Below are 20,840 nucleotides of genomic sequence, written 5' to 3' on the forward strand. Positions count from 1 at the left end.
CCTTTGCCCTTTATGCCTTGCTTTTGTGGGAGGGGGCTTGCTCCCGAATGCGGCCGGCAATTCAACATCCAGGTTGTCTGAACTGACGCTTTCGCGAGCAAGCCCGCTCCCACAAGGGTAATGTTTCTACCTTTTGCCCTGTTTGCGCTTTTGGTGGGAGGGGGCTTGCTCCCGAATTCGGTGTGTCATTCAACATCAAAGATGTCTGAGCCGACGCTTTCGCGAGCAAGCCCGCTCCCACAGGGGTAATCTGCGCGGATCCTGAAAAGTTATATTGTCCACATGACTGCCAAAACCGCCCCCGCCTACATCGGCCGCTTCGCCCCGACCCCCAGTGGCCATCTGCACTTCGGCTCGCTGATTGCCGCCCTCGCCTCTTATCTCGACGCGCGCGCGGTCGGCGGGCGCTGGCTGGTGCGTATGGAAGATCTCGATCCACCCCGGGAAGAGCCCGGCGCGCAGGCGGCCATTCTCAAAGCGCTGGAAAGCTACGGTTTCGAATGGGACGGCGAAATGGTGCGCCAGAGTGACCGGCACGACGCCTACGCCGAAGTCCTCAACAGTCTGTTCAATCATGGCCTGGCCTACGCCTGCACCTGTTCGCGCAAGCAACTGGAGCCGTATCACGGCATGTACCCGGGCTTGTGCCGCAACGCCGGGCATGAGCAGCAAGACGCGGCGATCCGCCTGCGCGTGCCGGAACTGGAATACCACTTCATCGACCGGGTGCAGGGCGAGTTCCGCCAGCATCTGGGGCGCGACGTCGGCGATTTCGTGATTCGCCGCCGCGACGGCCTCTACGCCTATCAACTGGCGGTGGTGCTGGATGACGCCTGGCAAGGCATCACCGACATCGTGCGCGGTGCCGACCTGCTCGATTCCACGCCGCGCCAGCTCTACCTGCAAGAACTGTTGGGCCTGCGTCAGCCCCGCTATCTGCACCTGCCATTGATCACGCAGCCGGACGGCAACAAGCTCGGCAAATCCTACCGTTCGCCGCCGCTTGAGGTCGATCAGGCCACGCCGCTGCTGTTGCGAGCCTTGCGTGCGCTGGGGCAAAACCCCGGTGCCGAACTGGCCCATGCCACCCCCGAGGAATTGCTGAAATGGGGCGCAGCCCACTGGGATGCGACAAAGATCCCGCGCACACTGACCCTGCCCGAAGCGCAACTGCAATGACGACACTTGCAGTGGCGCGCCCATCCGTTACCATCGCCGCACGTTTTCGGGCACGCGCATAAAAAAGAGAGGCCGGGATGTACATCTATCGCTTGGTCCTGCTTCTGGTCGTGGGAATCTATCTGTTTTCGCCAGCCATCATGGATTGGTGGATCGACGCCACGGGCGCCTGGTATCGGCCGTATCTGCTCTGGTTGATCCTGATTGTCGTGACCTTCATCCTGCAGAGCCAAAAAGATGCCGATGAGCTTTAGCCTGACCCAGATGATCCTGGTCAGCGCCGCGTACCTGACGGTGCTGTTCGGCGTCGCCTGGATCAGCGAACGGGGCATGATCCCGCGAGCGATCATTCGCCACCCGCTGACCTACACCCTGTCGCTGGGGGTCTATGCCAGTGCCTGGGCGTTTTACGGCACCGTGGGCCTGGCCTATCAGTACGGCTACGGTTTTCTCTCCAGTTATCTCGGGGTGTCCGGCGCGTTTCTGCTGGCACCGGTGCTGCTGTATCCGATCCTGAAAATCACCCGCACCTATCAACTGTCGTCGCTGGCGGACCTGTTCGCCTTCCGCTTCCGCAGCACCTGGGCCGGCGCGCTGACCACGATCTTCATGCTGATCGGCGTACTGCCGCTGCTGGCATTGCAGATTCAGGCGGTGGCCGATTCCATCGGCATCCTCACCGGCGAGCCGATCCAGAGCCGCGTCGCGCTGGCGTTCTGTGCGCTGATCATTCTGTTCACGATCTTTTTCGGCTCCCGGCATATCGCCACCCGCGAGAAACACGAAGGGCTGGTGTTCGCGATTGCCTTCGAATCGGTGATCAAACTGATAGCCCTCGGCGGCGTCGGCCTCTATGCGCTGTACGGCGTGTTCGACGGCCCGCAACAGCTTGAACTGTGGCTGCTGCAAAACCAGACCGCCCTCGCCGCGCTGCACACGCCGCTGCAGGAAGGGCCGTGGCGCACGCTGTTGCTGGTGTTCTTCGCCTCGGCGATCGTGATGCCGCACATGTACCACATGACCTTCACCGAAAACCTCAATCCGCGCTCGCTGGTCAGTGCCAGTTGGGGCCTGCCGCTGTTCCTGTTGCTGATGAGTCTGGCGGTGCCGTTGATTCTCTGGGCCGGCCTGAAGCTCGGCGCCACCACTGACCCGGAATACTTCACCCTCGGCATCGGCATTGCCGCCAACAGCAAACCGCTGGCCTTGCTGGCGTACGTCGGCGGATTATCGGCGGCCAGTGGCTTGATCATCGTCACCACCCTGGCGCTGTCGGGCATGGCCCTGAACCATCTGGTGCTGCCGCTCTATCAGCCGCCGGCCGAAGGCAATATCTACCGCTGGCTGAAGTGGACCCGCCGGGCGCTGATCGTCGCGATCATCATGGCTGGCTTCTGCTTTTACCTGATGCTCGGCGCCGGGCAGGATCTGGCCAACCTCGGCATCGTCGCCTTCGTCGCCACCTTGCAGTTCCTGCCCGGCGTGCTCTCGGTGCTGTACTGGCCGACCGCCAACCGTCGCGGCTTTATCGCCGGCCTGCTGGCGGGGATTCTGGTGTGGGTGGTGACCATGCTGTTGCCGCTGGTCGGCAACCTGCAGGGTTTCTACATCCCCCTGTTGAACATGATTTACGTACTGGACGACACCAGTTGGCACATGGCGGCCATCGCCTCGCTGGCAGCCAACGTATTGATGTTCACGCTGATCTCGCTGTTCACCAACGCCAGCCCCGAAGAGGCCAGCGCCGCCGAAGCCTGCGCAGTGGATAACGTGCGCCGTCCGCAACGTCGCGAACTGCACGCCGCCTCGCCCCAGGAATTCGCCACGCAACTGGCCAAACCCTTGGGCGCCAAAGCCGCGCAGAAAGAAGTCGAACAGGCCCTGCGCGACCTCTATCTGCCGTTCGACGAACGCCGTCCTTATGCCTTGCGCCGCTTGCGCGACCGGATCGAAGCCAACCTCTCAGGCCTGATGGGCCCGAGCGTGGCGCAGGACATGGTCGAAACCTTCCTGCCGTACAAGGCCGGCGGCGAAAACTATGTGACCGAAGACATCCACTTCATCGAAAGCCGCCTTGAGGATTACCACTCGCGCCTCACCGGGCTGGCCGCCGAGCTCGACGCCTTGCGCCGCTATCACCGCCAGACCCTGCAGGAGCTGCCAATGGGCGTCTGCTCGCTGGCCAAGGATCAAGAAATCCTGATGTGGAACAAGGCCATGGAAGAACTTACCGGCATCGCCGCGCAACGCGTGGTCGGCTCGCGCCTGAGCACCATCGCCAATCCGTGGAAGCAGTTGCTGCAAGGCTTCATCAACCTGCCCGACGAGCATTTGCATAAACAGCACCTGGCCCTCGACGGCCAGACCCGCTGGCTCAATCTGCACAAAGCGGCGATCGATGAACCGTTGGCCCCGGGCAACAGCGGACTGGTGCTGCTGGTGGAAGACCTGACCGAAACGCAGATGCTCGAAGACAAACTGGTGCACTCGGAACGTCTGGCGAGCATCGGCCGACTGGCGGCGGGTGTGGCTCATGAAATCGGCAACCCGATCACGGGTATTGCGTGTCTGGCGCAGAACCTGCGCGAAGAGCGCGAAGAAGATGGCGAGCTGACGGAAATCAGCGGGCAGATTCTCGAACAGACCAAGCGCGTGTCGCGCATTGTGCAGTCGCTGATGAGCTTCGCCCACGCCGGCAGCCACCAGCACAGCGACGAGCCCGTCTGTCTGGCCGAAGTCGCGCAGGATGCAATTGGCCTGCTGGCGCTGAACCGGCGCAACTTCGAAGTGCAGTTCTACAACCTGTGCGACCCCGATCACTGGGTCGAAGGCGATCCGCAGCGCCTCGCCCAGGTGCTGATCAATCTGCTCTCCAATGCCCGCGACGCCTCGCCGCCGCACAGTGCCGTACGGGTCAAGAGTGAAGCCGGCGAACACACGGTCGATCTGATCGTCGAAGACGAAGGCAGTGGTATTCCGCAGAACATCATGGACCGATTGTTCGAACCTTTCTTCACCACCAAGGATCCGGGTGAAGGTACCGGTCTGGGCCTTGCACTGGTCTATTCCATCGTTGAAGAGCATTATGGACAAATCACCATCGACAGCCCGGCTGATGTACAAAGCCAGCGCGGCACCCGTATCCGGGTGACCTTACCGCGTCATGTCGAAGCGACGTCCGCTGTGAACTGAGACCGTCGAGAGTATCGAATCAATGCCGCACATTTTGATCGTCGAAGACGAAACCATTATCCGCTCCGCCTTGCGCCGCCTGCTGGAACGCAACCAGTATCAGGTCAGCGAAGCCGGTTCTGTGCAGGAAGCACAAGAACGCTTCAGTATTCCCACATTCGATCTGATCGTCAGCGACCTGCGCCTGCCTGGCGCCCCCGGCACAGAGCTGATCAAGCTTGGCCAGGGCAAACCGGTGCTGATCATGACCAGCTACGCCAGCCTGCGCTCGGCGGTCGACTCGATGAAGATGGGCGCGGTGGACTACATCGCCAAGCCTTTCGATCACGATGAAATGCTTCAGGCGGTCGCGCGGATCCTGCGTGATCACCAGTCGACGCCTGCCGCCGGCGAAGTGCCTGCCGGCAAAGCAGCCAATGGCAGCGGCAAGTCGTCTGTCGACAACAGCAACGGCGAGATCGGCATCATCGGTTCGTGCCCGCCGATGCAGGATCTGTACAGCAAGATCCGCAAAGTTGCGCCGACCGATTCCAATGTCCTGATCCAGGGCGAGTCCGGCACCGGTAAAGAGCTGGTGGCCCGCGCCCTGCATAACCTGTCCAAGCGTGCCAAGGCACCGATGATTTCGGTGAACTGCGCTGCCATTCCGGAAAGCCTGATCGAGTCCGAACTGTTCGGCCACGAAAAAGGCGCGTTCACTGGCGCCAGCGCCGGTCGCGCCGGTCTGGTGGAAGCGGCGGACGGCGGCACGCTGTTCCTCGACGAGATCGGCGAACTGCCGCTCGAAGCCCAGGCCCGTCTGCTGCGCGTGCTGCAGGAAGGCGAGATTCGCCGCGTGGGGTCGGTGCAGTCGCAAAAGGTCGATGTGCGTTTGATCGCCGCGACCCACCGTGACCTCAAGAGCCTGGCGAAAATCGGCCAGTTCCGTGAAGACCTGTATTACCGCCTGCACGTGATTGCCCTGAAATTGCCAGCCCTGCGTGAACGTGGCGCCGACGTCAACGAAATCGCCACGGCGTTCCTCGCTCGCCAGAGTGCGCGCATCAACCGTACCGACCTGAAATTTGCCGCCGATGCCGAACAGGCCATCCGGCACTATTCCTGGCCGGGTAACGTGCGCGAGCTGGAAAACGCGGTGGAGCGCGCGGTGATTCTGAGCGAAAGCCCGGAAATCTCTGCCGACCTGCTGGGCATCGACATCGAGTTGAGCGATCTGGAAGACGACGAGTTCATCGGCTTGCCTGCGCAAACCGCAGGTAACACCAGCAACAGCAGCCATGAGCCGACGGAAGACCTGTCGCTGGAAGATTACTTCCAGCACTTCGTTCTTGAGCATCAGGACCACATGACCGAGACCGAGCTGGCGCGCAAACTGGGCGTCAGCCGCAAGTGCCTGTGGGAACGCCGTCAGCGCCTGGGCATTCCACGGCGCAAGACCGGGGTCGCCAGCGAGAGCTGAACGTTACCTGTCGAGTGTGCGCGTAACGCTTGAAGATGTGAAAAAACTGTTACCTCAGTCCTTTCACGTAACAGAAGCCGGGGCTATCGGTAACGAAACCCCGGCTTTTTTTCGCCCCGAGAAAACCGTTATATCGACCTAACCCCTTGTTTTATTGGGCTTCGCAAAAGTTGGCACGGCACCTGCTATATGTTTGGTACAAGAACAATAACAAGCAATGCACAAGACAATAAAAATAAGACGAATCGACTCACGCACAATAAAAACAAGACGGCGAGAGGCGCAGCTAACTGATTCTTTTGGAGAGGCGTTGTATTTGGGGCTAGCCCCACGACCAGGCCGAGAACAACAAAAACTGTCCTAAGACAGAGCCTGTACTGGTTGGATCGCAAGATCACTGCAACACAGCGACCAAAGCAATCCGTTTGCTCTTGGCTCCCGATTGGGAGGGTCATGAAGGAAAAGCTTCATGGCGAGGGCACTCAACAAAAACAAGAAGCCCGAATCAATAATAAAAAGAGCACGCAACTACTTCTGGGGGAGCTTCGGCTCCCCTTGTAGTTTCTTCCCCCCCCGCAAAAAACCGCGCCCAAAGCCTTTAGCCTGCGACTTACAGCGCAAATCCGCTGCGTCCTACACCATCCCCCGACTAAATGCTAGAATCTGCGCCCATCATGCGGTCATTCTTTGGTATGGCCGAACATTCCTTCAAACAGTGCATCCCATGCTGAAGAAGCTGTTCCAGTCATTCCGAACTCCCGTGCGTCGTACGCAACACATCCGCAGCACCCCTGAAGTGCTCAACAGCGGCCAACATTCGCTGCAGAAGGGGCAATTCAGCCGCTATGCGGTCAATATCGTCGAACGCTTGCAGGGCGCCGGCTACCAGGCCTATCTGGTCGGTGGTTGCGTGCGTGACATGCTGTTGGGCATCACGCCCAAGGACTTCGACGTCGCCACCAGCGCCACCCCCGAGCAAGTCCGTGCCGAATTCCGCAATGCGCGGATCATCGGTCGCCGCTTCAAACTGGTGCATATCCATTTCGGTCGCGAAATCATCGAAGTCGCGACCTTCCGCGCCAATCACCCGGTCAATGAAGACGACGAGGACAGCAACCAGTCTTCGCGCAACGAGAGCGGGCGGATTCTGCGCGACAACGTCTACGGCACCCTGGAAGAAGACGCGCAACGCCGCGACTTCACCATCAACGCCTTGTATTACGATCCGGTCAGCGAGCGCATTCTCGATTACGCCAACGGCGTACACGACATCCGCAATCACCTGATCCGCCTGATCGGCGATCCGAAGCAGCGTTACCAGGAAGACCCGGTGCGCATGCTGCGTGCCGTGCGTTTCGCCGCCAAGCTGAATTTCGGCATCGAAAAACACACTGTGCAACCGATCCGCGAACTGGCGCCGATGCTGCGCGAGATCCCGTCGGCCCGCCTGTTCGAGGAAGTGCTCAAGCTGTTCCTCTCCGGCCATGGCGCGATCACGTTCGAGATGCTGGTCGATCTGCAGCTGTTTGCCCCGTTGTTCCCGGCCAGTGCCGACGCACTGGAGCACAACCCGGAATACACCCACACGCTGATCAGCGAAGCGCTGACCAACACCGACCTGCGCATCAAGCAGAACAAGCCGGTAACCCCGGCATTCCTGTTTGCCGCCCTGCTCTGGCCTGCCCTGCCGGCCCGCGTGTTGCGTCTGCAAGAGCGTGGCATGCCGCCGATTCCGGCGATGCAGGAAGGTGCGCACGAGCTGATCGCCGAGCAGTGCCAGCGCATCGCCATTCCAAAGCGCTTCACCATGCCGATCCGCGAGATCTGGGACATGCAGGAACGCCTGCCACGCCGCAGCGGCAAACGCGCCGACCTGCTGCTGGACAATCCACGTTTCCGCGCCGGTTACGACTTCCTGCTGTTGCGTGAAAGCGCTGGCGAGCAGACCGATGGCTTGGGCGAATGGTGGACGGATTATCAGGACGCCAACGACAGCGAGCGTCGCGAGATGATTCGCGAACTCAGCGGCAAGGGCGATGACGGCAGCGGCGCGCCGCGCAAACGTCGCCGCAGCAGCGGTTCCAAGCGCAAGCGCGCCGGAGCTCCGAGCGCGTCGGGCGAATAAGGCATGGAACGCATCTATATCGGCCTGGGCAGCAACCTCGCTGACCCGGCCGAACAATTGCGCAGCGCGCTCAACGCGCTGGGGCATTTGCCGCAGACTTCCCTTGCTGGTGTTTCGGCGTTCTATCAAAGCGATTCACTGCTGCCGGGACAACCGCGTTACACCAACGCGGTCGCCGCCCTCGACAGTGATCTCGCGCCGCTCGATTTGCTCGATGCGCTGCAAGCCATCGAGAACGACCAGGGCCGCGAACGCCTCGAACGCTGGGGCCCGCGCACGCTTGATCTGGACATCCTGTTGTTCGGCGATCGCCTGATCGACGAGCCACGCCTGAAAGTCCCGCATTATCAGATTCAAGAACGGGCGTTCGTGCTCTATCCCCTGGCCGAACTGGCTCCCGAGGATCTGCGCCTGGCCGATGGCCGCGCGCTGTCCGATCTGCTCGCCGCCTGCCCCTTCGTAGGCCTCGAACGCCTCCCGACAGATTGATTACAATCCCCTGTGGGAGCGAGCCTGCTCGCGAAAGCGGTGTGTCATTCAACACTGCGTTGACTGATCCGTCGCCTTCGCGAGCAGGCTCGCTCCCACATTGGTTTATTGCATACGCTGGATTTTGTCGGACAAAAAACCCGCCAATCAGCCCCGCCGCGCCGCTGAATCGCATCAGTAACGCCGGTAACACTCCCCTCGTAACAATGCGGTAACACACGCAATTGACTTCCGCTTGGCTCCTCACGACTATAGGCGTCCCGCTGCCGCCAACCCGGCACATACGGGCGCAATCCAGGCCTTATAAGCACGACAAAAGAGCGTGCGCCTGAGTAGACGAAGAATCACGCGCGTTACTCGCAGTAGTTTCCAGAGCGCCTGAACGAGGATTTTTTACATGCCAGCCATCACCCTGACCACGCTCCAGAGCCTCAAGCAGAAAGGTGAAAAGATCACCATGCTGACCTGCTATGACGCGACCTTCGCCCACGCCTGCAACGAGGCCGGTGTCGAAGTGCTGCTGGTGGGCGACTCCCTCGGCATGGTTCTGCAAGGGCACGACAGCACCTTGCCGGTGACCATCGCAGAAATGGCCTACCACACCGCCTGCGTCAAACGCGGCAACACCGACGCCCTGATCCTGGCTGACCTGCCGTTCATGGCCAACGCCACCCTCGAACAAACCATGACCAACAGCGCCATGCTGATGCAGGCCGGTGCGCACATGGTCAAGGTCGAGGGTGCGCTGTGGCTGGCGGAGTCGATCCGCCTGCTGGCCGAGCGCGGTGTGCCGGTCTGCGCGCACATGGGCCTGACTCCACAAGCGGTGAACATTCTTGGTGGCTATAAAGTGCAGGGCCGCAACGAGAACCAGGCGCGGCAGATGCGTGCCGACGCGATCTCGCTGGAACAGGCCGGTGCTTCGATGCTGCTGCTCGAATGCGTGCCGAGCGAGCTGGCTGCGGAAATCAGCCAGGCGGTGAAGATTCCGGTCATCGGCATCGGCGCCGGTAGCGATACCGACGGCCAGGTGCTGGTGCTGCACGACATGCTCGGCCTGTCGATCACCGGCCGCGTGCCGAAATTCGTCAAGAACTTCATGCAGGGTCAGGACAGCATCCAGTCCGCACTTAAAGCCTACGTCAACGAAGTCAAAGGCGTTACTTTCCCTGGGATCGAACACGGATTCTCTGCATGAACACCGTTAAAACCGTACGCGAACTGCGCGCCGCCGTGGCGCGCGCCCGCAGTGAAGGCAAGCGCATCGGCTTCGTGCCGACCATGGGCAACCTGCACAGCGGCCATATCGCGCTGATCACCAAAGCCACTCAGCGCGTGGATTTCGTGGTCGCGAGCATTTTCGTCAACCCGCTGCAGTTCGGCGCCGGCGAAGACCTCGACAAGTACCCGCGCACCCTGGCGGCGGATCAGGAAAAGCTGCTGCAAGCCGGCTGCCACTTGCTGTTCGCCCCGACCGTCGAAGAGATGTACCCCGACGGCATGGCCGGGCAGACCCGGGTCAGCGTTCCGCAACTGTCCGAAGGCCTGTGCGGCGCCAGCCGTCCGGGGCACTTCGAAGGTGTGGCGACGGTGGTCAGCAAGCTGTTCAACATGGTCCAGCCGGATCTGGCGATCTTCGGCCAGAAAGACTTCCAGCAACTGGCGGTGATCCGCGCGCTGGTGCATGACCTGAACATGCCGATTCAGATCATCGGCGAACCCACCGTGCGTGCGGCCGATGGCCTGGCGCTGTCGTCGCGCAACGGCTTCCTCAGCGAAGACCAACGTGCGGTGGCCCCGGTGGTCTATCGCACCCTGAGCACGATTGCCGAGTCGATCAAGCACGGTGAGCGTGACTACCCGGCGCTGATCGCAGCCCAGGTGCAACAGCTGGAGGCCGCCGGCCTGCGTCCGGATTACCTGGAAATTCGCCACGCCCTGACCTTGCGTCCGGCGACGGCTGAAGACCGCGATCTGGTGATTCTGGTGGCCGCGTTCCTCGGCACCACGCGGTTGATCGACAACCTGCACCTGAACCTCGATAGCCCGACTTAAAAAACAGCGCAATACCCCTGTGGGAGCGGGCTTGCTCGCGAATGCGGTGCATCATTCAGCCGATAGGTTGACTGACACACGGCATTCGCGAGCAAGCCCGCTCCCACAGGGGTTTCTGGTGTCCACACAGACCATATTGCCGCCCCCAAAGCCTTCGGGCACACTGCCCGCCGTTTGCTTCCAACCCGGGAAATCCCTCATGCACGCCATCATGCTCAAGGCCAAGCTGCACCGCGCCGAAGTCACTCATGCGGTACTCGATTACGAAGGTTCCTGCGCCATTGATGGCGAGTGGCTGGACTTGTCCGGCATCCGTGAGTACGAGCAGATCCAGATTTACAACGTCGACAACGGCGAGCGCTTCACCACCTACGCGATTCGTGGCGAAGAAGGTTCCCGGATGATTTCGGTGAACGGCGCAGCCGCGCATAAAGCCAAGGTCGGCGACCGCGTGATCATTTGCGCCTACGCCCATTACAGCGAAGCGGAACTGGTCAATTTCAAACCGCGCATGCTGTACATGGCCCCGGGCAACGAGCTCAGCCACACCAGCAACGCCATACCGGTTCAGGTGGCCTGAGCCGCTTCGAGACGCCACTCCCCTTCCGTTGGTCGGCCCGTTCCCGGTATTGATGTTAAAAAAGTACAGGGAACAGGTCAGAAGAAGTCAAGACAGATCGCAGCGCGAGGTTTACTGTATTCGCCCTGCGTTGAAAAATCGTGTCGACGCATTTGACCCTCGCCCAAACATGGCGTATCGGTCTGTTCTGTGTTCAAAAGGCCGTTCAAGTAAAAAGGAAAACCGCAGCGATGGCGTACTACCGCACTCCTCATGACGTTACCGCTCTGCCTGCCTGGCAAGCGTTGAAAGATCACCGCCAAGCCATGCAGGATTTCAGCATGCGCGAAGCCTTCAACGCCGATCCGCAGCGCTTCAATCAATTCACGCTCAGCAGCTGCGGACTGTTTCTCGATTATTCGAAGAACCTGATCAACGCCGAAACCCGCAACCTGCTGGTGGGTCTGGCCAATGAAGTCGATCTGAAAGGCGCGATCAAAGCGCTGTTCGACGGCGAAATCGTCAACGCCTCCGAAGGCCGCCCGGCGCTGCACACCGCCCTGCGCCGTCCGGTCGGCGACAAGCTGTCGGTCAACGGCGTCAACGTGATGCCGGAAGTGCACAAGGTGCTGAACCAGATCACGGATCTGGTCGGCCGCATCCACGACGGCCTGTGGCGTGGTTACACCGAGAAGCCGATCACTGACGTGGTCAACATCGGCATCGGTGGCTCGTTCCTCGGCCCGGAGCTGGTCTCCGAAGCGCTGTTGTCCTACGCGCAGAAAGGCGTGCGTTGCCACTACCTGGCGAACATCGACGGCAGTGAGTTCCACGAACTGACGCAAAAGTTGCGCGCCGAAACCACACTGTTCATTGTTTCGTCGAAATCCTTCAACACCCTCGAAACCCTGAAGAACGCGCAGGCCGCCCGCGCCTGGTATCTGGCTCAGGGTGGTTCGGAAGCCGAGCTGTATCGCCACTTCATCGCGGTATCGAGCAACAACGCTGCGGCCGTTGCGTTCGGCATCCGTGAAGAAAACATCTTCCCGATGTGGGATTGGGTCGGCGGTCGTTACTCGCTGTGGTCGGCCATCGGTCTGCCGATTGCTTTGGCCATCGGCATGTCCAACTTCAAGGAACTGCTGTCCGGTGCCTACACCATGGACCAGCATTTCCAGAGCGCACCGTTCGAACAGAACATGCCGGTGCTGCTGGCCCTGCTCGGCGTCTGGTACGGTAACTTCTGGGGTGCGCAAAGCCACGCGATCCTGCCGTACGACCACTACCTGCGTAACATCACCAAGCACTTGCAACAGCTGGACATGGAATCCAACGGCAAGAGCGTGCGTCAGGACGGCACCTCGGTGTCGACCGATACCGGCCCGGTGATCTGGGGCGGCGTCGGCTGCAACGGTCAGCACGCTTATCACCAGTTGCTGCACCAGGGCACCCAACTGATCCCGGCTGATTTCATCGTGCCGATCGTCAGCTTCAACCCGGTCTCCGATCACCATCAGTGGCTGTACGCCAACTGCCTGTCGCAAAGCCAGGCGCTGATGCTCGGCAAGACCCTGCCGGAAGCCGAAGCCGAACTGCGCGAAAAAGGCATGAGCGAAGAGCAGGTGCACAAACTCGCACCGCACAAGGTGATCCCGGGCAACCGTCCGAGCAACACCATTGTGGTCGAGCGCATCAGCCCGCGTCGTCTTGGCGCGCTGGTCGCCATGTATGAGCACAAAGTGTTCGTGCAGAGCGTGGTCTGGGGCATCAACGCCTTCGACCAGTGGGGCGTGGAACTGGGCAAGGAATTGGGCAAAGGCGTTTACAACCGTCTGGTCGGCAGCGATGAAACCGTTGCTGACGATGCCTCCACCCAGGGCCTGATCAACTACTTCCGCGGTCGTCACCGCGGGTGATGTGAATGGGTTGCCCACAATTCCTGTGGGCAACCCATTTCCAATGTGGGAGCGAGCCTGCTCGCGAATTCGGTGTGTCATTCAGCATCTTTGTGACTGATACACCGCATTCGCGAGCAGGCTCGCTCCCACAGTTGTTTTAGGGATGACTTGAACCTCCGGGCCGCTCGGCGCATCTTTATTCCTGTCGCACAACAAGAATAAGGAACCGTCATGTTCGATATCAGCACGTTCCCCAAAGCCGATGCCGTCCGCCGGGCTGCGCAGTTGAGTCAGGACGACTATAAGCGTCTGTACCGCGAATCCATTGAACACCCCAGCGCCTTCTGGGCCGAACAGGCCACCCGCTTCCTCGACTGGAGCACACCGTGGCAGACCGTTCAGCGTTACGACCTGAAAACCGGTGAAGCGTCCTGGTTTGCCGGCGGCCAACTGAACGTCAGTTACAACTGCATCGACCGTCACCTCGCCCAGCGCGGCGAGCAGACTGCGATCCTCTGGGAAGGCGACGACCCGGCCGAATCAGCGCAGATCACCTACAAAAAACTCCACCATCACGTCTGCCGCCTGGCCAATGTGCTGAAAAGCCGTGGGGTGAAAAAAGGCGATCGGGTGTGCATCTACATGCCGATGATCCCCGAGGCGGCCTACGCCATGCTCGCCTGCGCGCGGATCGGCGCGATTCATTCGGTGGTGTTCGGTGGTTTTTCCCCGGACTCCTTGCGCGACCGCATCCTCGATGCCGACTGCCGCACCGTGATCACCGCCGATGAAGGCGTACGCGGCGGCAAGTTCGTGCCGCTCAAGCACAACGTCGACAAGGCCCTGCAAAGTTGTCCGGACGTCAGCACCGTCGTCGTAGTCGAGCGCAGCCAAGGCAAAGTCGATTGGGTCGAAGGCCGTGACCTCTGGTATCACCAGGCCGTGCGTGACGTCAGCGATGACTGTCCACCGGAGCCAATGGACGCCGAGGATCCGCTGTTCATCCTTTATACCTCCGGCAGCACCGGCAAACCCAAGGGCGTGCTGCACACCACTGGCGGCTACCTGCTGCAAGCGGCGATGACCTTCAAATACGTGCTCGATTACCGCGATGGCGAAGTGTTCTGGTGCACCGCCGACGTCGGTTGGGTTACCGGCCACAGCTACATCGTCTACGGCCCGCTGGCCAACGGCGCGACCACGCTGATCTTCGAAGGCGTGCCAAGTTATCCGAGCACCTCGCGCTTTTGGCAGGTGATCGACAAACACAAAGTGAACATCTTCTACACCGCACCGACCGCCCTGCGCGCGTTGATGCGCGAAGGCGCCGGGCCGTTGCAGGAAACGTCGCGCCAAAGTCTCAGATTACTCGGCAGTGTCGGTGAGCCAATCAACCCGGAAGCGTGGGAATGGTATTTCAACGTGGTCGGCGAGCAGCGCTGCCCGATTGTCGATACCTGGTGGCAGACCGAAACCGGCGGCATCATGCTCAGCCCGCTGGTCAGTGCGCAACGCATCAAGCCGGGTTGCGCCACGCAGCCGATGTTCGGCGTGCAACCGGTGCTGCTCGACGAGCACGGCAAGGAAATCAAAGGCGCCGGCAGCGGCGTGCTGGCGATCAAATCCAGTTGGCCGGCGCAGATCCGCAGCGTCTACGGCGATCCGCAAAGAATGGTCGACACCTATTTCAAACCCTACCCCGGCTATTACTTCACCGGTGACGGCGCACGCCGCGACGAGGACGGCGATTACTGGATTACCGGGCGCATCGACGACGTGATCAACGTCTCCGGCCACCGCATCGGCACCGCCGAAGTGGAAAGCGCGCTGGTGCTGCACGACAGCATCGCCGAAGCCGCCGTGGTCGGTTACCCGCACGATGTCAAAGGCCAGGGCATCTACGCCTTCGTCACCCCCATGAACGGCGTCGAGCCGAGCGACGAGCTGAAGAAGGAACTGCTGGCCCACGTCAGCAAGGAAATCGGCAGCTTCGCCAAACCGGACCTGATCCAGTGGGCGCCGGCCTTGCCGAAAACCCGTTCAGGCAAGATCATGCGGCGCATCTTGCGCAAGATTGCCTGCAATGAGCTCGACAGCCTTGGCGACACGTCGACCCTGGCCGATCCGAGCGTGGTACAGGGCTTGATCGATAAGCGCCTGAATCAGTAACGTCCGTGGCGCGGTCACCCGGCCGCGCCCGTCCACCACCAATGAGTTGTCATGGAATTCATCCGCAGCCGTATCGAAAACCAACTCATGAGCCTGACCGGTTTGTCCCTCGGTCAGCTCGATCTGGAAAATCCCAAGGGCGATCCCGGGCTGTTCGGGCCGGACTCGGTCAGTTGGCAAGTGCATGGCGACTTCAGCAGCATGCTGATTGGCGGCATCAGCGCGTTGTTGTTGCAAGCCCTGCATCCGCTGGCGCTGGCCGGGGTCTGGGATCATTCGAATTTTCGTCAGGACATGCTCGGTCGTTTGCGCCGCACCAGTCAGTTTGTCTCCGGCACCACCTTCGGCTCGCGCCGCGACGCCGAATGGCTGATCGACAAAGTGCGCACCATTCACCTGCAAGTGGTCGGCACTGCGCCGGATGGCCGGCCTTACTCGGCCAGCGATCCGGACCTGCTGACCTGGGTGCATGTGGCCGAGGTCAGTCACTTTCTCGCGGCGCATTTGCGTTACCGCAACCCGCAATTGTCGGGGACGGATCAGGATCGTTACTACGCGGAAATCGCCGTGGTCGCCGAGCGTCTGGGTGCGCGGAATGTGCCGAAATCGCGGCAGGCCGTGGCCGACTATCTGCAACGCATGCGCCCGCAACTGCTCTGTGATGACCGCAGCCGCGAAGTCCTGCGCCTGCTGCTCGACGCCCCGGCACCGAGCGTGCTGGCCCGTCCGTTTGGCGACCTGATGATGAAGGCCGGCATCGACCTGCTGCCGGACTGGGCCAGCGCCATGTTCGGCATACGGCAGAGTCCGCTGCAACGCCAGCTGATCCGAGCCAGCGTGAAGCGCAGCGCGCCGATGCTGCGCTGGGCGATGCGCAACGGTTCGGTGCAGCGCGCCAAACGCCGAATGGGACTGCTGACCTAAAAGCTTCGCGAGCAGGCTCGCTCCCACAGGAGATTTGATTTGCAGCATAGATCCTGTGTGGGAGCGAGCCTGCTCGCGAAGGGCGCAACTCGATTGCCCGCCAAGCTGCTAAACTCCCGCGCCCCCATTCTCATCAGCAAGGCGCACGCATGTCTTCCTTGAATCAGGCGCTGCGCGCCGCTCTCGATAAACGCCAGAATCTGCTCGCTGAGCTGCACAGCCAGGGCACCGATTGCTATCGGCTGTTTCATGGCAGCCAGGAAGGCGCCGGTGGCCTGACCGTCGACCGCTACGGTCCGCAATTGCTGGTGCAAAGTTTTCACCAGACGCTGGAGCGTGACGACCTGCTGCAACTGCACGCCATGGTCAATCAGACCCTGGGCTTTGAAACGCTGCTGGTCTACAACGACCGCTCCCGGGGCAACTCGCGGATCGACCGCGAAGACAGCGTCTACAAAGCTGACGCCGCCGCGCTGGCGGATCTGGTCGGTCACGAATGGGGCCTGAACTATCGCGTGCGCGGGCGGCATGCCGGGCAGGATCCGCTGCTGTTTCTCGACCTGCGCAACACCCGTGGCTGGGTCAAGGATCACGCCAAGGGCAAAAGCGTGCTCAACCTGTTTGCCTACACCTGTGGCGTCGGCCTGAGTGCCGCTGCCGGCGGTGCGCGCGAGGTGTGCAATTTGGATTTCGCCGAGGGCAATCTGGCGGTCGGCCGGGAAAACGGTCTGCTCAACCCGCAATTGCCCGAGATGCAATTCATCCAGTCCGATTACTTCCCGGCGATCCGTCAGCTCGCCGGCCTGCCGATCAGCCAGCGGCGCGGGCAGAAACTGCCGAGCTATCAGCGACTCGACCAGCGTCAATACGATCTGGTGCTGCTCGACCCGCCCGCTTGGGCCAAGAGCGCCTTCGGCACCGTCGACCTGCTGCGCGACTATCAGAGCCTGCTCAAGCCGGCGCTGCTGACCACCGCTGACAACGGCGTGCTGATCTGCTGCAACAACCTGGCAAAAGTCAGCATGGACGACTGGCGCGAACAGGTCCTGCGTTGTGCAGAGAAGGCCGGGCGACCGGTCCGCGAATGGAGCGTGTTGACTCCGGGCGCGGACTTCCCGTCGCTGGATCAACAGCCACCGCTGAAAACCCTGATCCTGCAGTTGTAACCCTCCTCTGTGGCTGACAGCTGCCCACTGTGGGAGCGAGCCTGCTCGCGAAAGCGGTGTATCAGCCACCAGACAGGGTGACTGATAGAACGCCTTCGCGAGCAGGCTCGCTCCCACAGGGTTTTGTGTTGCTGCAGAACAATCTGAACAATCCTGCCCCCCACGATGTACTTCGGAACCAGAATCGCGTGCCATACTCCAAGGCACTCCGATTCAGAGATGACGCCGCACATGCCCAAAGGATTGATTCGCGCGATTGGCGCCTTGCTGACTGCTCTGGCTCTCTACAGCCTGCTGGGGTTTCTGATTTTGCCGGGCATCGCCCTGCGCATCGCCAACCAGCAACTGGCGAACTACGCCACGGTGCCGGCGCATATCCAGCGCATCGAACTCAATCCGTTCAGCCTGGAAGTCACCCTATGGGGCTTGGTCGTCGGTGAGCCGGGCAAGGAGCAGGTCGGCTTCGAGCGGCTGTACGCCAACCTGCAACTCGACAGCCTGTGGACCAAGGCGCTGCACCTGGCCGATATCGAGCTGGACAAGCCCAAGACCGAAATCCTCTTCGCCAAGGACGGCCAGCTCAATCTGCTGGGCCTGTTCAAGATTCCCGCCAGCGAACCGACCCCGGCCGATCCGAATGCCAAGCCGTTCCCGCTGCGCATCGATCGCATCCAGCTGGCCGGTGGCAATGTACATTTCCAGGACGCCCGTCCGAGTGAACCGATCGAGTTCATCTACGACAAGCTCGACTTCGAGCTGAAAAACCTCAGCACTCTGCCCGACGACAACGCCGACATGACACTGGTCGCCGCCGGCCCGGCCGGTGGGCAGATCGACTGGAAGGGCAACTTCAGCCTGATCCCGTTCACCTCCGAAGGCACCTTGAAAGTCACCGACGGCAAGATGAAATCATTCTGGCCCTACGTGCGTGACGCGCTGCCGCTGGTACTCGAAGACGGCGTGCTGAATCTCAGCACCGAGTACAAACTGAATCTGTCGAAAGAAACCGAACTGCTGTTGAACAACGTCGCGGTGAGCATTGCGCCGTTCGCGATCAAGGCGCCGGACGGACGCCAATTGGCGAAACTTGAACGCCTCGACGTCAGCGAAACCTCGCTGGACCTGGCCAAACAGCAAGTGGTAGTCGGCAAGATCCGCAGCAACAAACTGGAAACCTGGGCCGCGCTCGAAGCCGACGGCCAGCTCGACTGGCAGAAACTGTTCGCCAGTCAGCCATCAAAACCTGCCGCCAAGGCCGCCGCCGAACCCAAGACCACTCCGGCCGCCGCCGACTCGCCGAAAGAACCGGTCGCGCCGAGCAAGCCCTGGCAAGTGCTGCTCAAAGACGTCCAATTACGCAACTACACCGTGCATCTCGCCGACCGTTCGGCCAACCCGCCGGTGGCACTCGATGTCACCCCGCTGAATATCGATCTGCAGGATTTCGACAGCCTCAACGGTTCGCCCTTCAAGGTCAGGCTCGACAGCGGCCTGGGCAAGCAAGGCAAGATCAACGCCGACGGCGTGGTCAACCTCGCGCCGGTCACCGCCCAGCTCAATGTGAAAACCCAGGACATCGATCTGCGTGTCGCGCAGTCCTACATCAATCCGTTCATTCGCCTGGAGCTGCGCAGCGGCATGCTCGGCAGCGACCTCAAGGTCAACCTCAAGAGCACCGCCCCGCTCGCACTCGGCGTGACCGGGCGCGCGCAGATCGATCAACTGCACACTCTCGACACCCTGAAAACCCGCGACTTCCTCAAGTGGCAGCAAGTGGTGGTTGAAGGCATCAACTATCAACACGGTGACAGCCTGTCGATCGACAAGGTCAACCTGTTCCAGCCCTATGTGCGTTTCATGATCAACGATGACCGCACCACCAACATCGACGATCTGCTGATCCCGCAGCCCGCCGACAATGGTGCGAAAACCGCAGCGGCGAAACCGGCCAGTAAAGACAAACCACTGGGCATTCACATCGGCGCGATTGCAATCAACGATGGCTCGGCCAACTTCGCCGATTTCAGCCTGACGCCGAATTTCGCCACAGCAGTTCAACAGCTCAACGGCCAGATCGGCACCATCGACAGCCGTCAGGCGAAACCGGCCAGCGTCGACATCAAGGGCAAGGTCGACCGCTATGCCCCGGTGACCATCAAAGGTGCGGTCAATCCGTTCGACCCGATGGCCAGCCTCGACATCGCCACCAGTTTCAAACGCGTCGAGCTGACTACCCTGACCCCGTATTCCGGCAAGTTCGCCGGTTACCGCATCCGCAAGGGCCGGCTCAACCTCGACCTGCATTACCTGATCACCAAGGGCCAGTTGAAGGCTGAAAACAAAGTGGTGGTCGAGCAACTGCAACTCGGCGAGAAAGTCGACAGCCCGGATGCCGTGAGCCTGCCGCTGAAACTGGCGATTGCCCTGCTCAAGGACGTCGATGGCAAGATCTCCATCGAACTGCCAGTGACCGGCGACCTCAACAACCCGCAGTTCAGCGTGATGCCGATTGTCTGGCAGACCCTGCGCAACCTGATCGTCAAGGCCGCCGCCGCACCGTTCAAGATGATTGGCGGGCTGATCAACGGTGGCGGCTCCGAAGACCTCGGTACCGTGTCCTTTGCTGCGGGCTCAAGCGATTTGAGCAAGGATGCCGAAGCAGCGCTGGATAAACTGTCCCAAGCCCTCAAGGAACGTCCAGCCCTGCGTCTGGAAATCGAAGGCACTGCCGCACAGAGCAGCGACGGCCCGTTGATTGCCGAGCAGCGTCTGGAGCGCGAATACCAGTACAACTACTACAAGATGCTCCAGCGCCGTGGCGACAAGGTGCCGGCGCAAGCGTCCCTGCTGCAAGTGCCGGAGAGCGAGAAAGGCCCGCTGCTCGAAGGCATCTACCGCACCCGTCTGAAAACCCAGCCACCTGCCGAATGGAAGGATCTGGGCAAGGAAGAACGCACGGCGAAAATGCGTGATGGTGTGATCAAGTTCTGGAGTTCCAGCGATGTACTGCTGCGGCAGCTGGGTCAGGAACGCGCCAGCAGCATCAAGGACTATCTGGTCGACAAAGGTCAACTGGCCGATGATCGGGTGTACTTCATCGATGCCAATCTGGGCGAAGCCGAGAGCGATGGCCGAGTGGTGACGCAAATGCACCTGGACGCCGAATGATGAACCACAAGTGGCTGCTTGCGCTGATGCTGGTGCTCGCCGCCAGCCCGGCTCTGGCCTCTGACACGCTGCGTTGTGGCAGCCAGTTGGTCAGTCTCGGTGACCGCGCCAGCGAAGTACTGCAGAAGTGTGGCGAACCGGTGAGCCGCGATGTCCTCGGCTACAAGCGCAGCGCCAACCGCCGCGAAGAATTTCAGGTCGAGGAATGGACATACGGCCCGAGCAACGGCATGTATCAATACCTGCGCTTTGAAGGCAATCGCCTGCGGCAGATCAACAGCAAGCGCGGTAATTGAACCAAAACCTATATCCCTGTGGGAGCGGGCTTGCTCGCGAATGCGGTGGGTCAGTTAATGAATATGCCTGCTGACACACCGCATTCGCGAGCAAGCCCGCTCCCACATTTCGTTTTTTATCACCTGAAAATAGAACAGGCCCCGACACAAGTGCCGGGGCC

Annotated in this window: 15 protein-coding genes; all 15 read left to right on the forward strand. The window is 61.0% G+C overall.

What is annotated here, in order from left to right:
* Nucleotides 1-282 precede the first annotated feature (282 nt).
* The 15 genes from gluQRS (at nucleotide 283) to ACM6I7_RS26220 (ending at nucleotide 20,679) form a co-directional block, all read left to right on the forward strand.
* Nucleotides 283-1,179 (forward strand): tRNA glutamyl-Q(34) synthetase GluQRS, encoded by an 897-nt coding sequence (gene gluQRS, locus ACM6I7_RS26150; protein WP_414889542.1) that lies wholly within the window; start codon nucleotides 283-285, stop codon nucleotides 1,177-1,179.
* Nucleotides 1,180-1,256: 77 nt separating this feature from the next.
* Nucleotides 1,257-1,433, forward strand: coding sequence for a hypothetical protein (locus ACM6I7_RS26155; RefSeq protein ID WP_003176118.1), 177 nt, complete (start codon nucleotides 1,257-1,259; stop codon nucleotides 1,431-1,433).
* Nucleotides 1,417-4,371, forward strand: a complete 2,955-nt coding sequence (locus ACM6I7_RS26160; protein WP_027614096.1) for a sensor histidine kinase — start codon at nucleotides 1,417-1,419, stop codon at nucleotides 4,369-4,371. The genes ACM6I7_RS26155 and ACM6I7_RS26160 overlap by 17 nt, the downstream gene beginning before the upstream one ends.
* 22 nt (nucleotides 4,372-4,393) lie before the next feature.
* Nucleotides 4,394-5,830 (forward strand): sigma-54-dependent transcriptional regulator, encoded by a 1,437-nt coding sequence (locus ACM6I7_RS26165; RefSeq protein ID WP_103367311.1) that lies wholly within the window; start codon nucleotides 4,394-4,396, stop codon nucleotides 5,828-5,830.
* A 724-nt stretch (nucleotides 5,831-6,554) separates the two neighbouring features.
* Entirely contained in the window at nucleotides 6,555-7,955 is a 1,401-nt protein-coding gene (locus tag ACM6I7_RS26170; RefSeq protein WP_103367310.1) for a polynucleotide adenylyltransferase PcnB, read from the forward strand.
* 3 nt (nucleotides 7,956-7,958) lie between these two features.
* Nucleotides 7,959-8,444, forward strand: a complete 486-nt coding sequence (gene folK / locus ACM6I7_RS26175; RefSeq protein ID WP_414889543.1) for a 2-amino-4-hydroxy-6-hydroxymethyldihydropteridine diphosphokinase — start codon at nucleotides 7,959-7,961, stop codon at nucleotides 8,442-8,444.
* A 397-nt stretch (nucleotides 8,445-8,841) separates the two neighbouring features.
* A complete protein-coding gene (gene panB / locus ACM6I7_RS26180; protein WP_414889544.1) occupies nucleotides 8,842-9,642 on the forward strand; it encodes a 3-methyl-2-oxobutanoate hydroxymethyltransferase in 801 nt (266 codons plus the stop codon).
* On the forward strand, nucleotides 9,639-10,499 hold the full coding sequence (gene panC, locus ACM6I7_RS26185) for a pantoate--beta-alanine ligase (protein WP_097089210.1): 861 nt from the start codon (nucleotides 9,639-9,641) through the stop codon (nucleotides 10,497-10,499). The genes panB and panC overlap by 4 nt, the downstream gene beginning before the upstream one ends.
* Nucleotides 10,500-10,698: 199 nt before the next feature.
* Entirely contained in the window at nucleotides 10,699-11,079 is a 381-nt protein-coding gene (panD, locus tag ACM6I7_RS26190; protein WP_007963888.1) for an aspartate 1-decarboxylase, read from the forward strand.
* A gap of 230 nt (nucleotides 11,080-11,309) precedes the next feature.
* The gene (pgi, locus tag ACM6I7_RS26195) at nucleotides 11,310-12,974 is read left to right on the forward strand and encodes a glucose-6-phosphate isomerase (RefSeq protein WP_027614102.1); all 1,665 of its coding nucleotides are present in this window, start codon (nucleotides 11,310-11,312) and stop codon (nucleotides 12,972-12,974) included.
* 213 nt (nucleotides 12,975-13,187) lie between these two features.
* Nucleotides 13,188-15,125, forward strand: coding sequence for an acetate--CoA ligase (gene acs / locus ACM6I7_RS26200; RefSeq protein WP_098965651.1), 1,938 nt, complete (start codon nucleotides 13,188-13,190; stop codon nucleotides 15,123-15,125).
* Nucleotides 15,126-15,176: 51 nt separating this feature from the next.
* Nucleotides 15,177-16,049: an oxygenase MpaB family protein gene (locus ACM6I7_RS26205; RefSeq protein WP_414889545.1), complete on the forward strand. Its 873-nt coding sequence runs from the start codon at nucleotides 15,177-15,179 to the stop codon at nucleotides 16,047-16,049.
* A 149-nt stretch (nucleotides 16,050-16,198) separates the two neighbouring features.
* Nucleotides 16,199-17,215, forward strand: a complete 1,017-nt coding sequence (locus ACM6I7_RS26210) for a class I SAM-dependent rRNA methyltransferase (protein ID WP_414889546.1) — start codon at nucleotides 16,199-16,201, stop codon at nucleotides 17,213-17,215.
* Between the two features lie 219 nt (nucleotides 17,216-17,434).
* On the forward strand, nucleotides 17,435-20,383 hold the full coding sequence (locus ACM6I7_RS26215; protein ID WP_414889547.1) for a DUF748 domain-containing protein: 2,949 nt from the start codon (nucleotides 17,435-17,437) through the stop codon (nucleotides 20,381-20,383).
* Nucleotides 20,383-20,679 (forward strand): DUF2845 domain-containing protein, encoded by a 297-nt coding sequence (locus tag ACM6I7_RS26220; RefSeq protein ID WP_027614107.1) that lies wholly within the window; start codon nucleotides 20,383-20,385, stop codon nucleotides 20,677-20,679. The genes ACM6I7_RS26215 and ACM6I7_RS26220 overlap by 1 nt, the downstream gene beginning before the upstream one ends.
* Nucleotides 20,680-20,840: the final 161 nt, after the last annotated feature.

Source organism: Pseudomonas sp. IT-93MI4, assembly GCF_949767635.1.
GTDB lineage: Bacteria > Pseudomonadota > Gammaproteobacteria > Pseudomonadales > Pseudomonadaceae > Aquipseudomonas > Aquipseudomonas putida_A.